This window comes from Kosakonia sp. SOY2 (genome assembly GCF_027109175.1).
Lineage (GTDB): Bacteria > Pseudomonadota > Gammaproteobacteria > Enterobacterales > Enterobacteriaceae > Kosakonia.
This window is the reverse complement of the sequence record NZ_JAPVXH010000001.1, coordinates 1,059,095-1,075,070: the sequence shown is the minus strand read 5'-3', so window position 1 is coordinate 1,075,070 and position 15,976 is coordinate 1,059,095. Positions and strand designations below refer to the sequence as shown.

Genomic DNA, 15,976 nt, shown 5'->3' with positions numbered 1-15,976 from the left:
GGCAAAACCTGCACCAGAATGGTTATTAATGCACCAGTCTGGCGCTTTTTTTCCTTCGGCCTCCCCTCGCAGACGCCCGCCTGGCGCGGCTTTGGCGCTGATAGCGCGCTTAATACCGATCTGGATCAAGGTTTTGTCAGGTTAGCGGCCAAAAGGTGCACTCTTTGCATGGTTATACGTACCTGACATGTTGTCCGGGCGAAAGCCGCCAGGTGGCACAAATTGTCAGAACTACGACACGACTAACTGACCGCAGGAGTGTGCGATGACCCTGAATATGATGATGGATGCCAGCGCGCCCGAGGCAATCGCCGGTGCGCTTTCGCAACACCATCCTGGGCTGTTTTTTACCATCGTTGAAGAAGCGCCCGTCGCCATTTCGCTGACCGATGCCGACGCACGCATTGTCTATGCCAACCCGGCATTCTGCCGCCAGACCGGCTATGAGCTTGAAGAGTTGTTGCAGCAAAATCCCCGCCTGCTTGCAAGCCACCAAACCCCCAGGGAAATCTACCAGGATATGTGGCACACCTTATTACAACGCCGACCGTGGCGCGGGCAACTGATCAACCGCCACCGCGACGGCAGCCTGTATCTGGTCGAGATCGATATTACCCCGGTAATTAACCCGTTTGGCGAACTGGAACACTACCTGGCAATGCAGCGTGATATCAGCGCCAGCTACGCGCTTGAGCAGCGGTTGCGTAACCACATGACGCTGACCGAAGCGGTGCTGAATAACATTCCGGCGGCGGTGGTTGTGGTGGATGAACGCGATCATGTGGTGATGGATAACCTCGCCTACAAAACATTCTGTGCCGACTGCGGCGGAAAAGAGCTCCTGAGCGAACTTAATTTTTCAGCCCGCAAAGCGGAGCTGGCGAACGGCCAGGTCTTACCGGTGGTGTTGCGCGGAGCGGTGCGCTGGTTATCAGTCACTTGTTGGGCGCTGCCGGGCGTCAGCGAAGAAGCCAGTCGCTACTTTATTGATAACGCACTGACGCGCACGCTGGTGGTCATCACCGACGACACCCAACAGCGCCAGCAGCAGGAACAGGGACGGCTAGATCGCCTTAAACAGCAGATAACCAGCGGCAAACTGCTGGCGGCGATCCGCGAAGCGCTGGACGCCGCGCTGATCCAGCTTAACTGCCCCATCAATATGCTGGCGGCGGCGCGGCGGTTAAACGGCAGTGATAACAACAACATGGCGCTGGACGCCGCGTGGCGCGAAGGTGAAGAGGCGATGGCGCGGCTGAAACGTTGCCGCCCGTCGCTGGAACTGGAAAGTGCGGCGGTCTGGCCGCTGCAACCCTTTTTTGACGATTTGCACGCGCTTTATCACACCCGCTTCGGAGAAGGTAAAAATTTGCAGGTCACGCTGGATTCCCATCATCTGGTGGGATTTGGTCAGCGTACGCAACTGTTGGCCTGCCTGAGTTTGTGGCTCGATCGCACGCTGGATATTGCCGCCGGTCTGCGTGATTTCACCGCAGAAACAGAGATTTTCGCCCGCGAAGAAGAGGGCTGGCTCTCTTTGTATATTACTGACAATGTGCCGCTGATCCCGGTGCGCCATACCCACTCGCCGGATGCGCTTAACGCGCCGGGCAAAGGCATGGAGCTGCGCCTGATCCAGACGCTGGTGGCGCACCACCACGGCGCGATAGAACTCACTTCACGCCCGGAAGGCGGAAGCTGCCTGACCCTACGATTCCCGCTATTTCATTCACTGACCGGAGGTTCAAAATGACCCAGCGAACCGAGTCGGGTAATACCGTCTGGCGCTTCGATTTGTCCCAGCAGTTCACCGCGATGCAGCGGATAAGCGTGGTACTCAGCCGGGCGACCGAAGTCGAACAGACGCTCCAGCAAGTGCTGTGCGTATTGCACAATGACGCCTTTTTGCAGCACGGCATGATCTGTCTGTACGACAGCCAGCAGGCGATTTTGACTATTGAAGCGTTGCAGGAAGCCGATCAGCAGTTAATCCCCGGTAGCTCGCAAATTCGCTACCGTCCGGGCGAAGGGCTGGTCGGGACGGTGCTTTCACAAGGGCAATCATTAGTGCTGGCACGGGTTGCCGACGATCAGCGTTTTCTTGACCGGCTGGGACTGTATGATTACAACCTGCCGTTTATCGCCGTGCCGCTGATCGGGCCGGATGCGCAGACGTTTGGTGTGCTGACGGCGCAACCCATGGCGCGTTACGAAGAGCGGTTACCCGCCTGCACTCGCTTTCTGGAAACGGTTGCCAACCTGGTGGCGCAGACCGTGCGTTTGATGGCCCCACCGGCAGCGCGCCCTTCCCCGCGCGCCGCGATAACGCAGGCTGCCAGCCCGAAATCCTGCACTGCCTCACGCGCATTCGGCTTCGAGAATATGGTCGGTAACAGCCCGGCGATGCGCCAGACCATGGAGATTATCCGTCAGGTCTCGCGCTGGGACACCACCGTTCTGGTACGCGGCGAGAGCGGCACCGGTAAGGAACTGATTGCCAACGCCATTCACCATAATTCACCGCGCGCCAGTGCGCCGTTTGTGAAATTCAACTGTGCAGCGCTGCCGGACACACTGCTTGAAAGCGAATTGTTCGGTCATGAAAAAGGGGCCTTTACCGGTGCGGTACGCCAGCGTAAAGGCCGTTTTGAGCTGGCCGATGGCGGTACGCTGTTTCTTGACGAGATTGGCGAAAGTAGCGCTTCGTTTCAGGCTAAGCTGCTGCGCATCCTGCAGGAAGGCGAAATGGAACGCGTCGGCGGCGACGAGACACTGCAAGTCAATGTGCGCATTATTGCCGCGACGAACCGTAATCTGGAAGATGAAGTCCGGCTGGGGCACTTTCGCGAAGATCTCTATTACCGCCTGAATGTGATGCCCATCGCCCTACCTCCGCTGCGCGAACGCCAGGAGGACATTGCCGAACTGGCGCACTTTCTGGTGCGCAAAATCGCCCACAACCAGAGCCGCACGCTGCGCATTAGCGAGGGCGCTATCCGCCTGCTGATGAGCTATAACTGGCCCGGTAATGTGCGTGAACTGGAAAACTGCCTTGAGCGCTCGGCGGTGATGTCGGAAAACGGTCTGATCGATCGGGACGTGATTTTGTTTAATCATCGCGACCAGCCAGCCAAACCGCCGGTTATCAGCGTCACGCACGACGATAACTGGCTCGATAACACCCTTGACGAGCGCCAGCGGCTGATTGCGGCGCTGGAAAAAGCGGGATGGGTACAGGCCAAAGCCGCGCGCTTACTGGGAATGACGCCGCGCCAGGTCGCCTATCGCATTCAGACGATGGATATCACCCTGCCAAGGCTATAACAGCGGTTGTGGCATTCGGTACATTGTCAGCCAAATGCCACAAAACCGACAACCCGGCAAAATAAATATCACTACTTTTCAACAGGTTGAAACAGGAACGGGATTTGCAACCACCAGGAATAATTCCGTAAACGGAGGTACTTTCCATGATGTCCTGTTCATCCGCCGCTGGCGGTTCCCGGTGTCAGTCAACGCCGTCTGAACCGCTTTCCGATGCCATCGCCGGTAAAGTGGCGCTGCACCCGTGCTACTCGAAAAGCGGTCATCACCGTTTTGCGCGTATGCACTTACCGGTAGCGCCCGCCTGTAACCTGCAATGTAACTACTGCAATCGCAAATTTGATTGCAGTAACGAATCCCGGCCTGGCGTCTCATCCTCGCTCTTAACCCCCGAGCAGGCGGTGGCGAAAGTACGGCAAGTTGCGGCGGCTATCCCGCAACTGTCGGTGGTTGGCATTGCCGGGCCCGGCGATCCACTGGCGAATATCGTACGCACCTTCACCACGCTGGAGATGGTGCGCGAACAGCTACCGGATATGAAATTGTGCCTCTCCACCAACGGCTTGATGCTGCCGGACGCCGTTGATCGGCTGGTCAGTCTCGGCGTCGATCACGTAACGGTGACCATCAATACGCTCGATCCGCAAATTGCCGCGCAGATCTACGCCTGGCTGTGGCTCGAGGGTGAACGGTACAGCGGACGCGAAGCGGGTGAAATATTAATAGCCCGTCAACTGGAGGGGGTTCGTCGCCTGACGGCACAAGGCGTGCTGGTGAAAATCAACTCGGTATTGATCCCCGGTATTAACGATTTCGCGCTGGCCGATGTCAGCCGCGAACTGCGCGAAGCTGGCGCGTTTATCCATAACATTATGCCGCTGATAGCCCGCCCGGAGCACGGCACGGTGTTTGGCCTTAACGGCCAGGCCGAACCCGATGCAGAGATGGTCGCGCGCGTGCGCGAAAGCTGTGGCGAAGTGATGCCGCAAATGACCCACTGCCAGCAGTGCCGCGCGGATGCGATTGGTATGCTCGGCGAAGATCGCAGCCAGCAATTTGCCCTGCTACCCGTTGAATCCGCCCCGCAGCCGTGGTTGCCGACGCTGTTTCGCCGTGCGCAGCTTCACGCCAGTATCGTCACCAAAGGCGAATCCGATGATGCAGAGGCCTGTCTGGTGGCGGTGGCGTCAACGCATGGCGAGCTGATCGACTGCCATTTTGGCCATGCGGATCGCTTTCGTATTTACAGTTTATCGGCCGCGGGCGCTGTGCTGGTCAACGAGCGTTTCACACCGAAATATTGCCAGGGGTCGGATAATTGTGAGCCGCCGGAAAGCGACGCAATACTGGACACCGTGCTCGACTTGCTGGTCGATGTGAAAGCCGTTTTCTGCGCCCGTATCGGCTACGAACCGTGGCAAAAATTGCAATCGCGCGGCATTCAGCCCTGCGTTGATGATGCCTGGCAACCCATCGCTTCCTCGCTGTTACGCTGGTGGCAGACTGTGCCGACAAAGGGGCAAAACAAGGGGGTGGCATGATGCCCGTTGATGACTGGTTACGGCGCTTGTTGTGGCTTTACCTGCACGGTGAAGGTTGCTACCCGGAAAGAATGGGTTTAAGCGTGAGCGACTGGGAAAACCTGCAGGCGCGTTTCGCCCCGCCTGCGCCAGAAATGCCGGCTGACTGCCGTCTGCGGCAAAAGCTTATGAGCGAACTCAACGCCACGCGCGGCGCAGAGCGCGCAGAGCTGGCACAGTGGCTGGCGTGCCATATGTCGGCAGATGCCGCGCCGATGCAGCACATTATTGCCAGTGTCTCACTGGCTTTTAATCACCTGTGGCAGGATTTGGGGCTCAGCTCACGCACGGAGCTACGGGAGCTGATGAGCGATTGCTTCGCGCCTTTAGTTGAGATGAACAGCAACAATATGCGCTGGAAAAAGTTTTTCTACCGCCAGCGTTGTCTGCACAGCGAAGGCGAAGTGGTGTGCCGCTCGCCGAGTTGTGATGCCTGCTGCGAACGCCCGCTCTGTTTTGAACCTTCGTAACGTAACCAGCCTGATATAGCGGGTAATCAGGCTTTTACTCCGCACTAAAACCCGCGTCGCCTGTACACTTACCGCTTTGCTGTCCTATCCTTTCACAATAAAAGTCAAATATTTTGCCGCAGTCACACGGTTCCGGTAGCCAGGGTGTTAATGTTGCTTATATATTTGGAAAACTTATACAAAAGTACACGGTGTGCGAGGTGGCGAATGTATTCTTTTGTGGCCAGACAGGCGATTTTTGATAAGCAATTGAACACCGTCGGTTACGAACTCCTCTTTCGGAACAGCATGGATAACCGCTTCCCCGATATCTCTGCGGAACAGGCCACCACGCAGTTAATCGAAGAGCAGTTCCTCAGCGCGCCGGTGGGCCGGAAGAGCGACAACAGTACGGTTTACGTCAATTTTCCCTACCAGTTGCTGGTCGAAGGTCTCGCGGAAACGCTGCCGGTGAACCGCGTGGTGATTGAAATTCTGGAAGACGCCGAACCGGATCTCAAACTGCTGGAAACCGTCAAACGGATGCACGCGCTGGGTTTTCGCATTGCGCTCGATGATTTCGAACCCGGAAATCAGTGGGAAGCCTTTATGCCCTATGTCAACGTGATTAAATTTGACATAAGAAGAAGCCCGCGCGAAAAAATTAGCGACTATATTCTCGCCAATCGGGAATTATTGCGCCATGCGGTTTTTCTGGCCGAAAAAGTGGAAACCTACGAAGAGTTTGAGACTTTTAAAAAATTAGGCTTTCATCTTTTCCAGGGGTATTTTTTCAGCAAACCGGTGGTGACTAAACGAAATAAACTGGCGCAAAATCGTGCATTTGCTCTGAAGCTGATGCAGGAAGTTAACGTTGAATCACCCAATTTAAACAAAATTGAAGATCTGCTGAAACGCGATGTTTCTCTCTCGTTTAAAATTATGCGTTATGCGCAAAACATTTTATATAACACGCGCGGTATTAGCGGTTTTCGCAATCAATCGCTGCGCGACATCGTGGTCTACCTTGGCATCAGTGAAATGCGCCGTTTTGTGCTGGTGGCGTGTCTCACCTCCTTCGAGGATGTCACCAACACTGAAATTTATTACCTGAGCCTGATCCGCGCCAAGTTCTGCGAACTGGTGGCGGCACGTACGTCGTCCAATAACATCTCTAATGATGCCTTTATGGCAGGGCTCTTCTCGCTGCTGGATGTGATCCTCGGGCTACCGCTGGAAGAGCTGATGGCACAGATCGCCGTCTCGCCGGAAGTGGCTAAAGCGCTTGAGGCCAACAGCGGCGAACTCTACCCCTACGTGCGGCTGGCGCGCCTGTACGAGCAGCGGATGTGGGATGAGGCCAGCGACGTGGCGCATGAAATTGGCTTACCCAATTCGGCCATTTCAGAGCTGATGAACCAGGCCACAAAATGGGCGGACGAACTGCCGATAACTATTTCCCATTAATTTTTCTGCACACTGAATACGGTGTGCAGAAAATAAACTTCAGCACAAAGATACCATTTGAAACAATATTTCACTTCAATGAAGTATTATTCTCCAACCTTTTTAACAACCGCCCTTCCCTTAATCTAAATTAAAAATCCGATGTGTGCCATTGCACAAAAATCATAGCAATGTGTGATAGAGATCAGATAAATAGATCAATTTTTCCTAAAATATTGCCGTTATTAATATTACCTTTCTTTACTTAGTTGTGGATTATGAAAAAAATTGCGCAGGCCACTGTATTAACCAAATTGCTCATCGGCTTCTCCATCCTGATTGTGATGATGTTGTTGCTGGGCGTTGTTTCTATTTATCAACTTAACAGCACCAATAAAAATATTGACCAGTTCCGCGAAAGCAGAATGCCAGGCGTTCGTTATACCCTTGAAATGCGAGGCGTCTTAGCTGAAATGCGCCTGCAACAGGTGCAGTATATTGCTTCCACCACGCCAGCGTCGCTGGATCAACATCGCGGCGAATTGCTGCAAAACCAGGCAACCTTCCTGAATGCTCAACAGCAGTACGCCAAAATCTCGGCCAATGAGCCGCAAGAAATGCGCGCCCTGTTCGCGACTGTGGTGGATAACTTTAAAAACTTTGTTGATGTAAACGCCAAAGTGATCGACGCCATGAATCGTGGTGATGCGGCGGAAGCGGCCAAAATCAGCGGCGCGGTATCAGCAAAATATCGTACCCAGTTGATGAAAGATCTGGCGACGCTGGTGGATATGGAAGTCGCGATTGGTGATAAAGCCGGGGAAGATTCTCAGGCCGGTTACCGCCAGGCACTTTATCTGCTGAGCGGCTTGCTGCTGCTGGCGCTGATTGCCACCGGCGTGATTGCGCTGTTTATCTCGCGTAATCTCTCCCGCCAGCTCGGCGGCGAACCGGCCTATGCGATGTCGATTATGAAGGCAGTCGCTGACGGTAAACTGGGCACCCAGGTTGCGCTGCGCGAGGGCGACAGCGAAAGCCTGCTGGCGACCATTCATTTAATGAACAATAAACTGGCGGAAATCATCACCGGTATTATCGACGGCAGCGAATCGATTTCCCACGCCGCAGGCGAAATTGCCGAAGGCAACAACGATTTGTCACAGCGTACCGAAGAACAAGCGGCCTCGCTGGTACAAACCTCGTCGAACATGCAGCAAATCACCGAGAACGTGAAGAGTAACGCGGAAAACGCCCGTAAAGCGAGCGACCTGGCGCGCCAGACGTCACAAACGGCAGTTAAAGGCGGTAAAGAGGTGCATGACATGCTGAAACGCATGCATGAAATCTCTGACAGCTCGCAGAAAATTGTCGATATCATTTCGGTGATTGAAGGCATCGCCTTCCAGACCAATATTCTGGCGCTGAACGCTGCCGTTGAAGCCGCGCGTGCTGGCGAGCAGGGTAAAGGTTTTGCCGTGGTGGCCGGTGAAGTGCGCAACCTGGCGCAGAAAAGTGCCGAGGCAGCGAAAGAGATCAAACAGCTGATTGAAGGCACCGTTGAGAAAATTACCGACGGTTCCCGCTACGCCGATACCGCCAGCCGCGCGATGGAAGAGATTGTCAGCTCGGTTAACAAAGTGACGGATATTGTTGCTGAGATCTCCGCTGCCTCTACCGAGCAACATCAGGGGATCAAAGAGATTAGCGTGGCGATTGACCAGATGGACCAGGTGACCCAGCAGAACGCCACGCTGGTGGAACAAGCGGCGGTTGCCGCCCAGTCGATGACCGAACAGAGCGAGATGCTGCGCGACTCCGTGCGCTTCTTCCAGCTGGCGCGTTAATCGCAACCCGTGCCACTCGCTTCGGGTGGCACGGCGTTTACTTGCTACATAACAATACTTTTCGGCTCCATAAAGGCCGCCAGTCCCCAGCGCCCCATTTCACGCCCGATCCCCGAATGTTTAAACCCGCCAAATGGCGCGGCAGCCTCGTGCGCCAGCGTATTGACCAACACCCGCCCGGCGGCGATTTGCCCGGCAACACGGCGTGCGCGTTCGGGATCGCGGCCCAGCACCAGCGCGCTCAGGCCATAATCGGTGTCGTTGGCGATAGCGATCGCTTCGGCGTCATCCCGATAGGCGATCACCGATAACACCGGGCCAAAAATCTCTTCGCGCGCAATACGCATGCTGTTTTTGACCTCGCTAAAGAGCGTTGGCCGCACCGACCAGCCGCGCTCGCACCCGGCTGCGCGCCCTTCTCCACCCACTAACAGGCGTGCGCCTTCCTGCTGGCCAAGGCGGATATAGGACTGCACGCGTTGCCACTGTTTTTCGCTGACCATCGGGCCAACTTCCGTGGCGGGATCGCGCGGATCGCCCGATTTAACCGCCGCGACCGCCTGCGCCAGCGCCGCTTCACACTCGGCTTTGCGCGATGCGGGCACCAGAATGCGTGTTCCCGCGACACACGCCTGGCCGCTATTCATAAATCCGGCCTGGATCGCCAGCGGCACGGCGTCGGCTAAATCGGCATCCTCCAGAATAATGGTCGGGGACTTGCCTCCCAGTTCCAGCGTGACACGTTTAAACGTCTCTGCCGCGTTACGCAAAATGGCTTTGCCCGTCGCCGTCGAGCCGGTAAAGGAGATTTTCGCCACGTCCGGATGACGGCTGAACACCTCGCCCACCACCTCGCCACGCCCGGTAACAATATTGAACACGCCCGGTGGCAGTTGCGCCTCATGTAACGCCTGGGTGACGATGTGGGTTTGCAGCGCGCTCATCTCACTCGGCTTGATGACCGCCGTGCAGCCAGCGGCGAGCGCTGCCGCCAGCTTGCCGCAGATAAATCCGGCATCGCTGTTCCACGGCGTAATTAACCCGGCGACGCCGAGCGGGGTCATCACTACGCGCGCCTGGCCCACTACGGATTCAAACTCAAACGCTTTCAGCGCGTCGATCGCCGCCTCGATAACCGACACCGGATAATGCGCCATCCAATTGGCGCGCGACGCCGGCGCGCCATACTCCTCGACAATTGTCTGCAACAACGCGGGCTGGCAGGCCTCCATCGCATCGCGCATACGCATCAGGGCGGCGATTCGCTCATCGCGGCTGGTTTGCGACCAGTCGGGAAACGCCGCTTTTGCCGCCGCAATAGCGTTCAGCGCGTCGGCCTCATTGCCGAGCCGCACCTGGCCGGTGACTTCGCCGGTTGCCGGGTTAAACAGGTCGAAACGTTCTGTACCTTGTGGCGTGCCCCATTCGCCATTAATTGAGATCTGTTCAATCGCATGCATAACCACCTCCTGTTCACAATGAAGCCAGTGTGACACGCCTTTATCGCGCTGATAATCCACGCTATGCTGCAAAGGTTGTTGCGAAATTCGGGATAATCTATGCATCGTTCAGGTTTGGTTGAGCTGGAAGTGGTGATGGCGGTGATGCGTCGGGGCAGTTTTCGCGCCGCCGCGCAGGAGCTGGGAATGTCACCAACGGCGGTGAGTAACGCCATTGCCGGGCTGGAGAGTCGCCTGGCGATTCGGCTGTTTCACCGCACCACCCGCAGCGTGGCGCTGACCGAAGCCGGGCAGCGGTTTGTTGCGCGTATTGGCCCGGCGCTGCGTGAAATCCAGCACGCGCACGAGGAGATCCACAGCGTGGCGGATGAGCCTTCCGGCACGTTGCGCCTGAATGTCCCGCTAGCCGTCGGGCAACTGTTCCTGGATGATCTGCTGGTGCGTTTTCTGGCGCGCTACCCGCAGATGCGCATGGAGGTCGCCACTGAAGCGAAGATGATCGACATTGTGGCCGACGGTTACGATGCCGGGATCCGCCTGGCGGAGTCGATCCCACAGGATATGATTGCCGTGCCGCTCACGCCGGATATCCGCATGCGCGTAGTGGCAACACCAGCGTGGTTTGCCGCACACGGTACGCCGCAGACGCCGGATGATTTACGCCAGCACCAGGGGATTTGCATGCGCATGTCCAGCGGCGGAAATTACCGCTGGGAGCTGGCGCACCACGGCGAGCGCATAGCGGTTGCCGTTCCGCCACGGCTGTCGACCACCGATCTGTTTACCTCGATTGCCGCCGTGCGCGCGGGGCTGGGCGTGGGCTTTCTGCCGGGGTTTTACATTGAAGAGGATTTGCGTAACGGGACGCTGGTCAGCGTGCTGGATGAGTGGACACAGCCCTTTAAAGGGCTGTGTTTGTACTATCCCGGACACCGCCACATCCCTGTGGGGTTGCAGGCGTTTATTGCCTTTATCCGGGCGGAGCGTTAACTACTCGAGGTGCGCGCGATCAAGCCCGTAGGCTTTATCCAGCGCGCCCGGTAAGGTTTGCGACAGCACCATCAGACGGTTCCAGCTATTAATAATGGCAATGGAAAACGCCAGCTCGGAAAGTTCCACTTCGCTGAAATGCTCCCGCGCCTCACGGTACAGCTCATCAGGCACGCCATGCGCGTCGAGTTTGGTCAACGCTTCACACAGCGCCAGCGCGGCTTTCTCTTTGGCGGTAAACAGCGGCGATTCACGCCAGATAGCCACGTGGTAAATGCGCAGTTCGCGCTCACCGTGCAGTTTTGCCTGTTTCACATGCATATCCAGGCAGAATGCGCAGCCGTTGAGCTGCGAGGCGCGGATATCGACCAGATTTTTAATACTAATATCCAGGCTGCTGGCGTGCGACGCCTGGCTGGCATCGCCGAGGGTTTTAATTAATGCCGGAACAGTCTGGAACAGATTTACGCGATTGCTCATCGTCTTTAGCCTCGTTTATGGATTCAACAGCCGCTATAGTACGCGTTTATGCCATAGTAAAAAGATGCAAAAACCGTGAATAGAGGTAGGACATGAAGCCGGGTTATAAAGCCATTTACGAGCAGTATCGGCGCAGCATTGCCAGCGGGTTGTTGAAACCGGGTGATAAAGTGCCTTCGGTGCGTGTGCTGGCCAGTGAATTAGGCGTGGCGCGCAAAACAGTGGAAACGGCCTGGGCGATTCTGATCGGTGAAGGCTATCTGGTAAGCCAGGGCGCGCGCGGCACGCGGGTCAACCCGGATTTGGTACTGAGCGAACCGCCCACCCCGGACATTGGGCCTCAGGCAGCAGACGCGCCACCGGGCATTGCGGATGTACTGCGCGATCGCCCCGGTTTTTTGCGCCCCGGCATTCCGTCTCTGGATGCCTTCCCCTACAAAAAATGGCTACTGTTGTGCGGCAAAGCGGTGCGATCGATGTCACCAATGGAGATGACCAACCCGCCGCTGCTGGGTTACACGCCGCTGCGCGAGGCGATTGCGCATTATGTGAGTGTGTCGCGCGGTTTATCCTGCACGGCCGATCAGATTTTCATCACCAGTGGGTACAGCAACAACCTGCGACTGATCCTCAATGCGCTTACCGCGACACGCGATAAAGTGCTGTTTGAAGATCCCGGTTACTATTTTGGTACCCAGGCGCTGAAACGCGCCGCCAATAATCTGCACTTTGTCCCGGTGGACAGCCAGGGCCTGAATGTCGACTATTTGCAACAATACCACCGCGATGCGCAGCTGGTTTTTGTGACACCGTCACATCATAGCCCACTGGCGGTAACCCTTTCGCTCCCGCGCAAGCAGCAATTACTGGCCTGGGCCAGTCAGCATAATCGCTGGATTATTGAAGATGATTACGACGGCGAGTTTCACTACACCCGCAAAGTGCTTCCGGCGTTGAAAAGTCTCGATATCGATGATCGGGTGATCTATATGGGCACTTTCAGTAAGACGGTGATGCCTGCGCTGCGCATCAGCTACATTGTGATGCCACGCGCGACGCTTGCCGCGTTTCGTGAAACGGCGGAACTCACCGAAAGCGGCCAGCCGGTGCTGACGCAGAAAATCCTCGCGGCGTTTCTCGGCGAAGGTCACTTTTATAAGCATTTAAAAAAGATGCGCACGCTCTATTCGCAACGCAGAAAATATGTGCTGGACGCGCTGGAGCAGGTTTATCCGGGGCTTTTTACCGTGGAAGTGAGCGATGGTGGGATGCATGTCATCGCGTTTTTACGCACCAGCACGCGGGATATCGCGCTGGCGGACATCTGGCAGCGGCACCAGTTGCAGGTTAGTCCGCTCTCGCGCTGGTATAACACCTCCGCCAAACGCTACGGCGTGATTATCGGTTATACCAATGTGCGTTCAGCGGAGGAAGCGCTGGCGCTATTGCAGCGCCCGGCTGAGGAGACACGGGCGCTGCTGGCGGCCAATGATGTTAAGGCAAGTTACTGACGAAGGAGAGATCCCACGCCGTGGCGAGAAGTGAGAAGCTGACCAGCAGGGTCAACGCTAATGAGATAGTTCTGTCGGACTTTTCCATCGCACGTCCCTCTCTGTTGTGGGTTTCGCTATCAGACTGAAAAAATCGTAAAGATCGATGACTCTCCACAGCAAAGTTTAGGTTAATTGATAATTTTTGCCTGGTGTCATTTTGTGCGGAAGTACATCGGCATCCACCATTTGCAGTAAATCAATCTCGATGGCGTTGCTGATAGCGTCCAGCGGCAGGTCGTTATCCTCTTCGCCAAACGGGTCTTCCAGCTCTTCTGCCAGCGTGTCCAGCGAAATAAAGGTGTAGGAAATCAGCACCGAAATAAACGGGGTCATAAAGTGCAAATCCACCACCAGTGCGAACGGCAGCATGATGCAAAACAGGTACACGGTGCGATGCAGGATCAACGAATAGGCAAACGGCAACGGCGTGGTGAAAATGCGCTCGCAGCCAGAAAGCACGGCGGACATATCATGTAGTCGCTGATTGATGCTGCTGAATAAAACATCCGAAAGTGCGCCCTGCGCCCGGCGTTCGCCTAACCATTCGCCCATTAACAGCAGAATACGGTTGGCCGGTGAGTGCGCGTTCAGCACGTTATGCAGATCGTTTGGGCACAGGTATTTCGCCAGCACGTCGCCTTGTGGCTTGCGGCGCAACGTCATGCGCAGAGAGTGCGCGAAGGCGATTTGCAACTGAATAAAGTGCCGTAATCCCTCATCGTCTGGCAGTGTGGTTTTCACTTCACGCAGCAGCGAACGCGAGGCGATCATCAACTGTCCCCACAACACCCTTGCTTCGCTGTAGCGGGCAAAACAGGCGTTGTTACGAAAACCTAAAAAGATAGCGATAGCGACACCGAGAATGCTGAACGGCGCGACGGTCAGCTTGATACCCAGTGAGGTGTACCACGGCAGCATCCAGATCACCGCGATGGAGAGCAGGAAATTCATCAGCAAACGCGACGTGATTTTTGGCAGTACGGAACCGTGCCAGACGAAAAGACGGGGAAGCCAGTGTTGTTGAGGTCGAACGATCATCTTGAATTGTGTGCATAAGGGAGAGCGGCACTATTAAACGTGATCGCAATCACAGTTGCAAGTTTGATAATAAATTGTGATGAAAAGTCGCCCTTCCCGACGAAGGCTGGCGCAGAAGTTGCTGAAACCTGTTATACAACTATTTAATAGTATGTTGTAACTAATGAATGATAAGCACACTATTCCGACGCCGTTACTTCTCTTGCCGCTCGCGGTTGCACCGTTAGCCGTTATTAAAAAAAGAAAAACCCGGACGGAGCCGGGTTGGACATTCATTTAATAAAATGCAATTAGCACAGCGGTTTAACCGCATCGCGCATGCCACGCAGCAGGATAGCATCCAGATCCAGCGAAACCTGCTCCACCAGCCCCGTAACTTTACTCAGATCCTGTTCCCAGTGTTCGCTTACGGACAGCACCGCTTTTACCAGTTCGCTGGTGCTGATCTGGCGATCGCCATGCTGGCTCCACAACTGCTGGTAGCGCTCGATCCAGTGCGCGTCGTCCTGCACCGGATACGCCTGCCCGTTACGCTCACCGCGATAGAACGCAATCAACGCTGCCAGCGCAAAAGTCAGGCGCGCTGGCAGTTTGCCATGGGCTTTTTGCCCTGCCAGCAATTGCGGCAGAATACGGGTGCGGAATTTGGTCATGCCGTTCAGGGCAATCGACAGCAACTGGTGTTTGATGTACGGGTTACGGAAACGCCCGGTAACCGCACTGGCGAAAGATTCCAGCTCATCGCGTGGCAGATCCAGCACCGGAATAATCTCTTCGTAAATCGCTTTTTCCACAAACGCACAGATTTCGCTGTCGTTCATCGCCTCGCCCACGGTGTCCAGCCCCGCCTGATACGCCACCGGCACCAGGGCCGTGTGCGCACCGTTGAGGATCGCCACTTTACGCTCTTTATACGGTTTAATATCGTCAACAATCAGCACGTTGAGCGGGAATTTATCGAGACGCAGTTCAGACGCCAGCGATTTCGGCCCCTGAATCACAAACAGATAGAAGTGCTCAGCGGTATCAAGGAACGAATCCTGGTAGCCCAGCTCCGCTTCCAGTTTCGCCACTTCATCACGCGGGTAACCGGTAACGATCCGGTCAACCAGCGTGGAACAGAAGGTGTTGGCGTTATCCAGCCACCGGGTAAACTCCGCACCCAGCGCCCACTCCTGTGCATAACGCAGCACCAGCTCGCGCAGCGCGTCACCGTTGTAATCAATCAATTCGCAAGGAATGATCACCCAGCCTTTATCCGCCGCGCCAGAGAAGTGGGTGAAACGTTCGAACAGCAAGCGCGTCAGTTTCGCCGGGTAGCTAACGGCCGGGGCATCTGCAAATTTATCGCCCGCGTGGTAGCTGATGCCCGCTTCCGTGGTGTTTGAAAAAACAAAGCGGATATCCGGGTTATGGGCGAGTTTCAGGAACTCGTCGTACTGGGAATAGACGCTGATTTCACGGTTCACAGAGCGGATCAGGCGCGCGTCGCTCACCGCTTCACCCTGCTCGTTCAGACCGCGAATAATGGTGGTATACAGGCCATCCTGAGTGCTCAGGGACGGCGGGAAATCACTTTGGATCGGGCGAACAACCACCACACCGGCGTTCAGGTCGGTGTGCTCATTCAGCAGATCGATTTGCCAGTCGACAAAAGCGCGCAAAAAATTCCCTTCGCCGAACTGAATAATACGTTCAGGGTATTCAGCGCCGGGAAAGTTGCGACGGTTTAATGTGTTCACAGTGGGTTCCTTTTTTGATTAGTCATACAACCTGGGAAGATTGGTGTAATAACTTACCAGACTTTTAGAC

General features: G+C 55.7%; 12 protein-coding genes. 8 read left to right on the top strand and 4 right to left on the bottom strand.

The window, feature by feature from the left end:
• Positions 1-265 precede the first annotated feature (265 nt).
• From nifL to O3S68_RS05085, 6 genes are all read left to right on the top strand, one after another.
• Positions 266-1,753 (top strand): nitrogen fixation negative regulator NifL, encoded by a 1,488-nt coding sequence (gene nifL / locus O3S68_RS05110; protein WP_269230936.1) that lies wholly within the window; start codon positions 266-268, stop codon positions 1,751-1,753.
• The gene (gene nifA / locus O3S68_RS05105; protein WP_097406789.1) at positions 1,750-3,324 is read left to right on the top strand and encodes a nif-specific transcriptional activator NifA; all 1,575 of its coding nucleotides are present in this window, start codon (positions 1,750-1,752) and stop codon (positions 3,322-3,324) included. Before nifL ends, nifA begins: the two co-directional genes overlap by 4 nt.
• 146 nt (positions 3,325-3,470) lie before the next feature.
• Positions 3,471-4,865 carry a nitrogenase cofactor biosynthesis protein NifB gene (gene nifB, locus O3S68_RS05100; RefSeq protein WP_269230935.1) on the top strand — a complete coding sequence of 465 codons (1,395 nt, stop codon included), beginning with the start codon at positions 3,471-3,473 and terminating at the stop codon, positions 4,863-4,865.
• Positions 4,862-5,374, top strand: a complete 513-nt coding sequence (locus tag O3S68_RS05095) for a nitrogen fixation protein NifQ (RefSeq protein WP_269230934.1) — start codon at positions 4,862-4,864, stop codon at positions 5,372-5,374. The genes nifB and O3S68_RS05095 overlap by 4 nt, the downstream gene beginning before the upstream one ends.
• A gap of 207 nt (positions 5,375-5,581) precedes the next feature.
• A complete protein-coding gene (locus O3S68_RS05090; protein ID WP_016496148.1) occupies positions 5,582-6,820 on the top strand; it encodes an EAL and HDOD domain-containing protein in 1,239 nt (412 codons plus the stop codon).
• Positions 6,821-7,077: 257 nt separating this feature from the next.
• Positions 7,078-8,643, top strand: a complete 1,566-nt coding sequence (locus O3S68_RS05085; protein ID WP_016496149.1) for a methyl-accepting chemotaxis protein — start codon at positions 7,078-7,080, stop codon at positions 8,641-8,643.
• 44 nt (positions 8,644-8,687) lie between these two features.
• On the opposite strand, the gene O3S68_RS05080 is transcribed toward O3S68_RS05085, so the two are convergent.
• Entirely contained in the window at positions 8,688-10,103 is a 1,416-nt protein-coding gene (locus O3S68_RS05080) for an aldehyde dehydrogenase family protein (RefSeq protein WP_269230933.1), read from the bottom strand.
• 99 nt (positions 10,104-10,202) lie between these two features.
• On the opposite strand from O3S68_RS05080, the gene O3S68_RS05075 reads away from it, so the two are divergent.
• Entirely contained in the window at positions 10,203-11,093 is an 891-nt protein-coding gene (locus tag O3S68_RS05075; protein WP_097406793.1) for a LysR family transcriptional regulator, read from the top strand.
• Here O3S68_RS05075 and O3S68_RS05070 read toward each other — a convergent pair whose 3' ends face one another.
• Positions 11,094-11,573, bottom strand: coding sequence for a carboxymuconolactone decarboxylase family protein (locus tag O3S68_RS05070; protein WP_269230932.1), 480 nt, complete (start codon positions 11,571-11,573; stop codon positions 11,094-11,096).
• Positions 11,574-11,665: 92 nt separating this feature from the next.
• Between O3S68_RS05070 and pdxR the strand changes: the two genes are divergently transcribed.
• Positions 11,666-13,084: a MocR-like pyridoxine biosynthesis transcription factor PdxR gene (gene pdxR / locus O3S68_RS05065; RefSeq protein ID WP_269230931.1), complete on the top strand. Its 1,419-nt coding sequence runs from the start codon at positions 11,666-11,668 to the stop codon at positions 13,082-13,084.
• Positions 13,085-13,249: 165 nt separating this feature from the next.
• On the opposite strand, the gene O3S68_RS05060 is transcribed toward pdxR, so the two are convergent.
• Together O3S68_RS05060 and O3S68_RS05055 are read right to left on the bottom strand one after the other, a co-directional pair.
• On the bottom strand, positions 13,250-14,164 hold the full coding sequence (locus O3S68_RS05060) for a bestrophin family protein (RefSeq protein WP_269230930.1): 915 nt from the start codon (positions 14,162-14,164) through the stop codon (positions 13,250-13,252).
• A gap of 290 nt (positions 14,165-14,454) precedes the next feature.
• Positions 14,455-15,906: a tagaturonate reductase gene (locus O3S68_RS05055; protein WP_269230929.1), complete on the bottom strand. Its 1,452-nt coding sequence runs from the start codon at positions 15,904-15,906 to the stop codon at positions 14,455-14,457.
• Positions 15,907-15,976: the final 70 nt, after the last annotated feature.

Excerpts from the sequence above, each read along its gene's own strand:
- nifL (WP_269230936.1), top strand. The coding sequence starts at position 266 with ATGACCCTGAATATGATGATGGATGCCAGCGCGCCCGAGGCAATCGCC.
- nifA (WP_097406789.1), top strand. The coding sequence starts at position 1,750 with ATGACCCAGCGAACCGAGTCGGGTAATACCGTCTGGCGCTTCGATTTG.
- nifB (WP_269230935.1), top strand. The coding sequence starts at position 3,471 with ATGATGTCCTGTTCATCCGCCGCTGGCGGTTCCCGGTGTCAGTCAACG.
- O3S68_RS05095 (WP_269230934.1), top strand. The coding sequence starts at position 4,862 with ATGATGCCCGTTGATGACTGGTTACGGCGCTTGTTGTGGCTTTACCTG.
- O3S68_RS05090 (WP_016496148.1), top strand. The coding sequence starts at position 5,582 with ATGTATTCTTTTGTGGCCAGACAGGCGATTTTTGATAAGCAATTGAAC.
- O3S68_RS05085 (WP_016496149.1), top strand. The coding sequence starts at position 7,078 with ATGAAAAAAATTGCGCAGGCCACTGTATTAACCAAATTGCTCATCGGC.
- O3S68_RS05080 (WP_269230933.1), bottom strand. The coding sequence starts at position 10,103 with ATGCATGCGATTGAACAGATCTCAATTAATGGCGAATGGGGCACGCCA.
- O3S68_RS05075 (WP_097406793.1), top strand. The coding sequence starts at position 10,203 with ATGCATCGTTCAGGTTTGGTTGAGCTGGAAGTGGTGATGGCGGTGATG.
- O3S68_RS05070 (WP_269230932.1), bottom strand. The coding sequence starts at position 11,573 with ATGAGCAATCGCGTAAATCTGTTCCAGACTGTTCCGGCATTAATTAAA.
- pdxR (WP_269230931.1), top strand. The coding sequence starts at position 11,666 with ATGAAGCCGGGTTATAAAGCCATTTACGAGCAGTATCGGCGCAGCATT.
- O3S68_RS05060 (WP_269230930.1), bottom strand. The coding sequence starts at position 14,164 with ATGATCGTTCGACCTCAACAACACTGGCTTCCCCGTCTTTTCGTCTGG.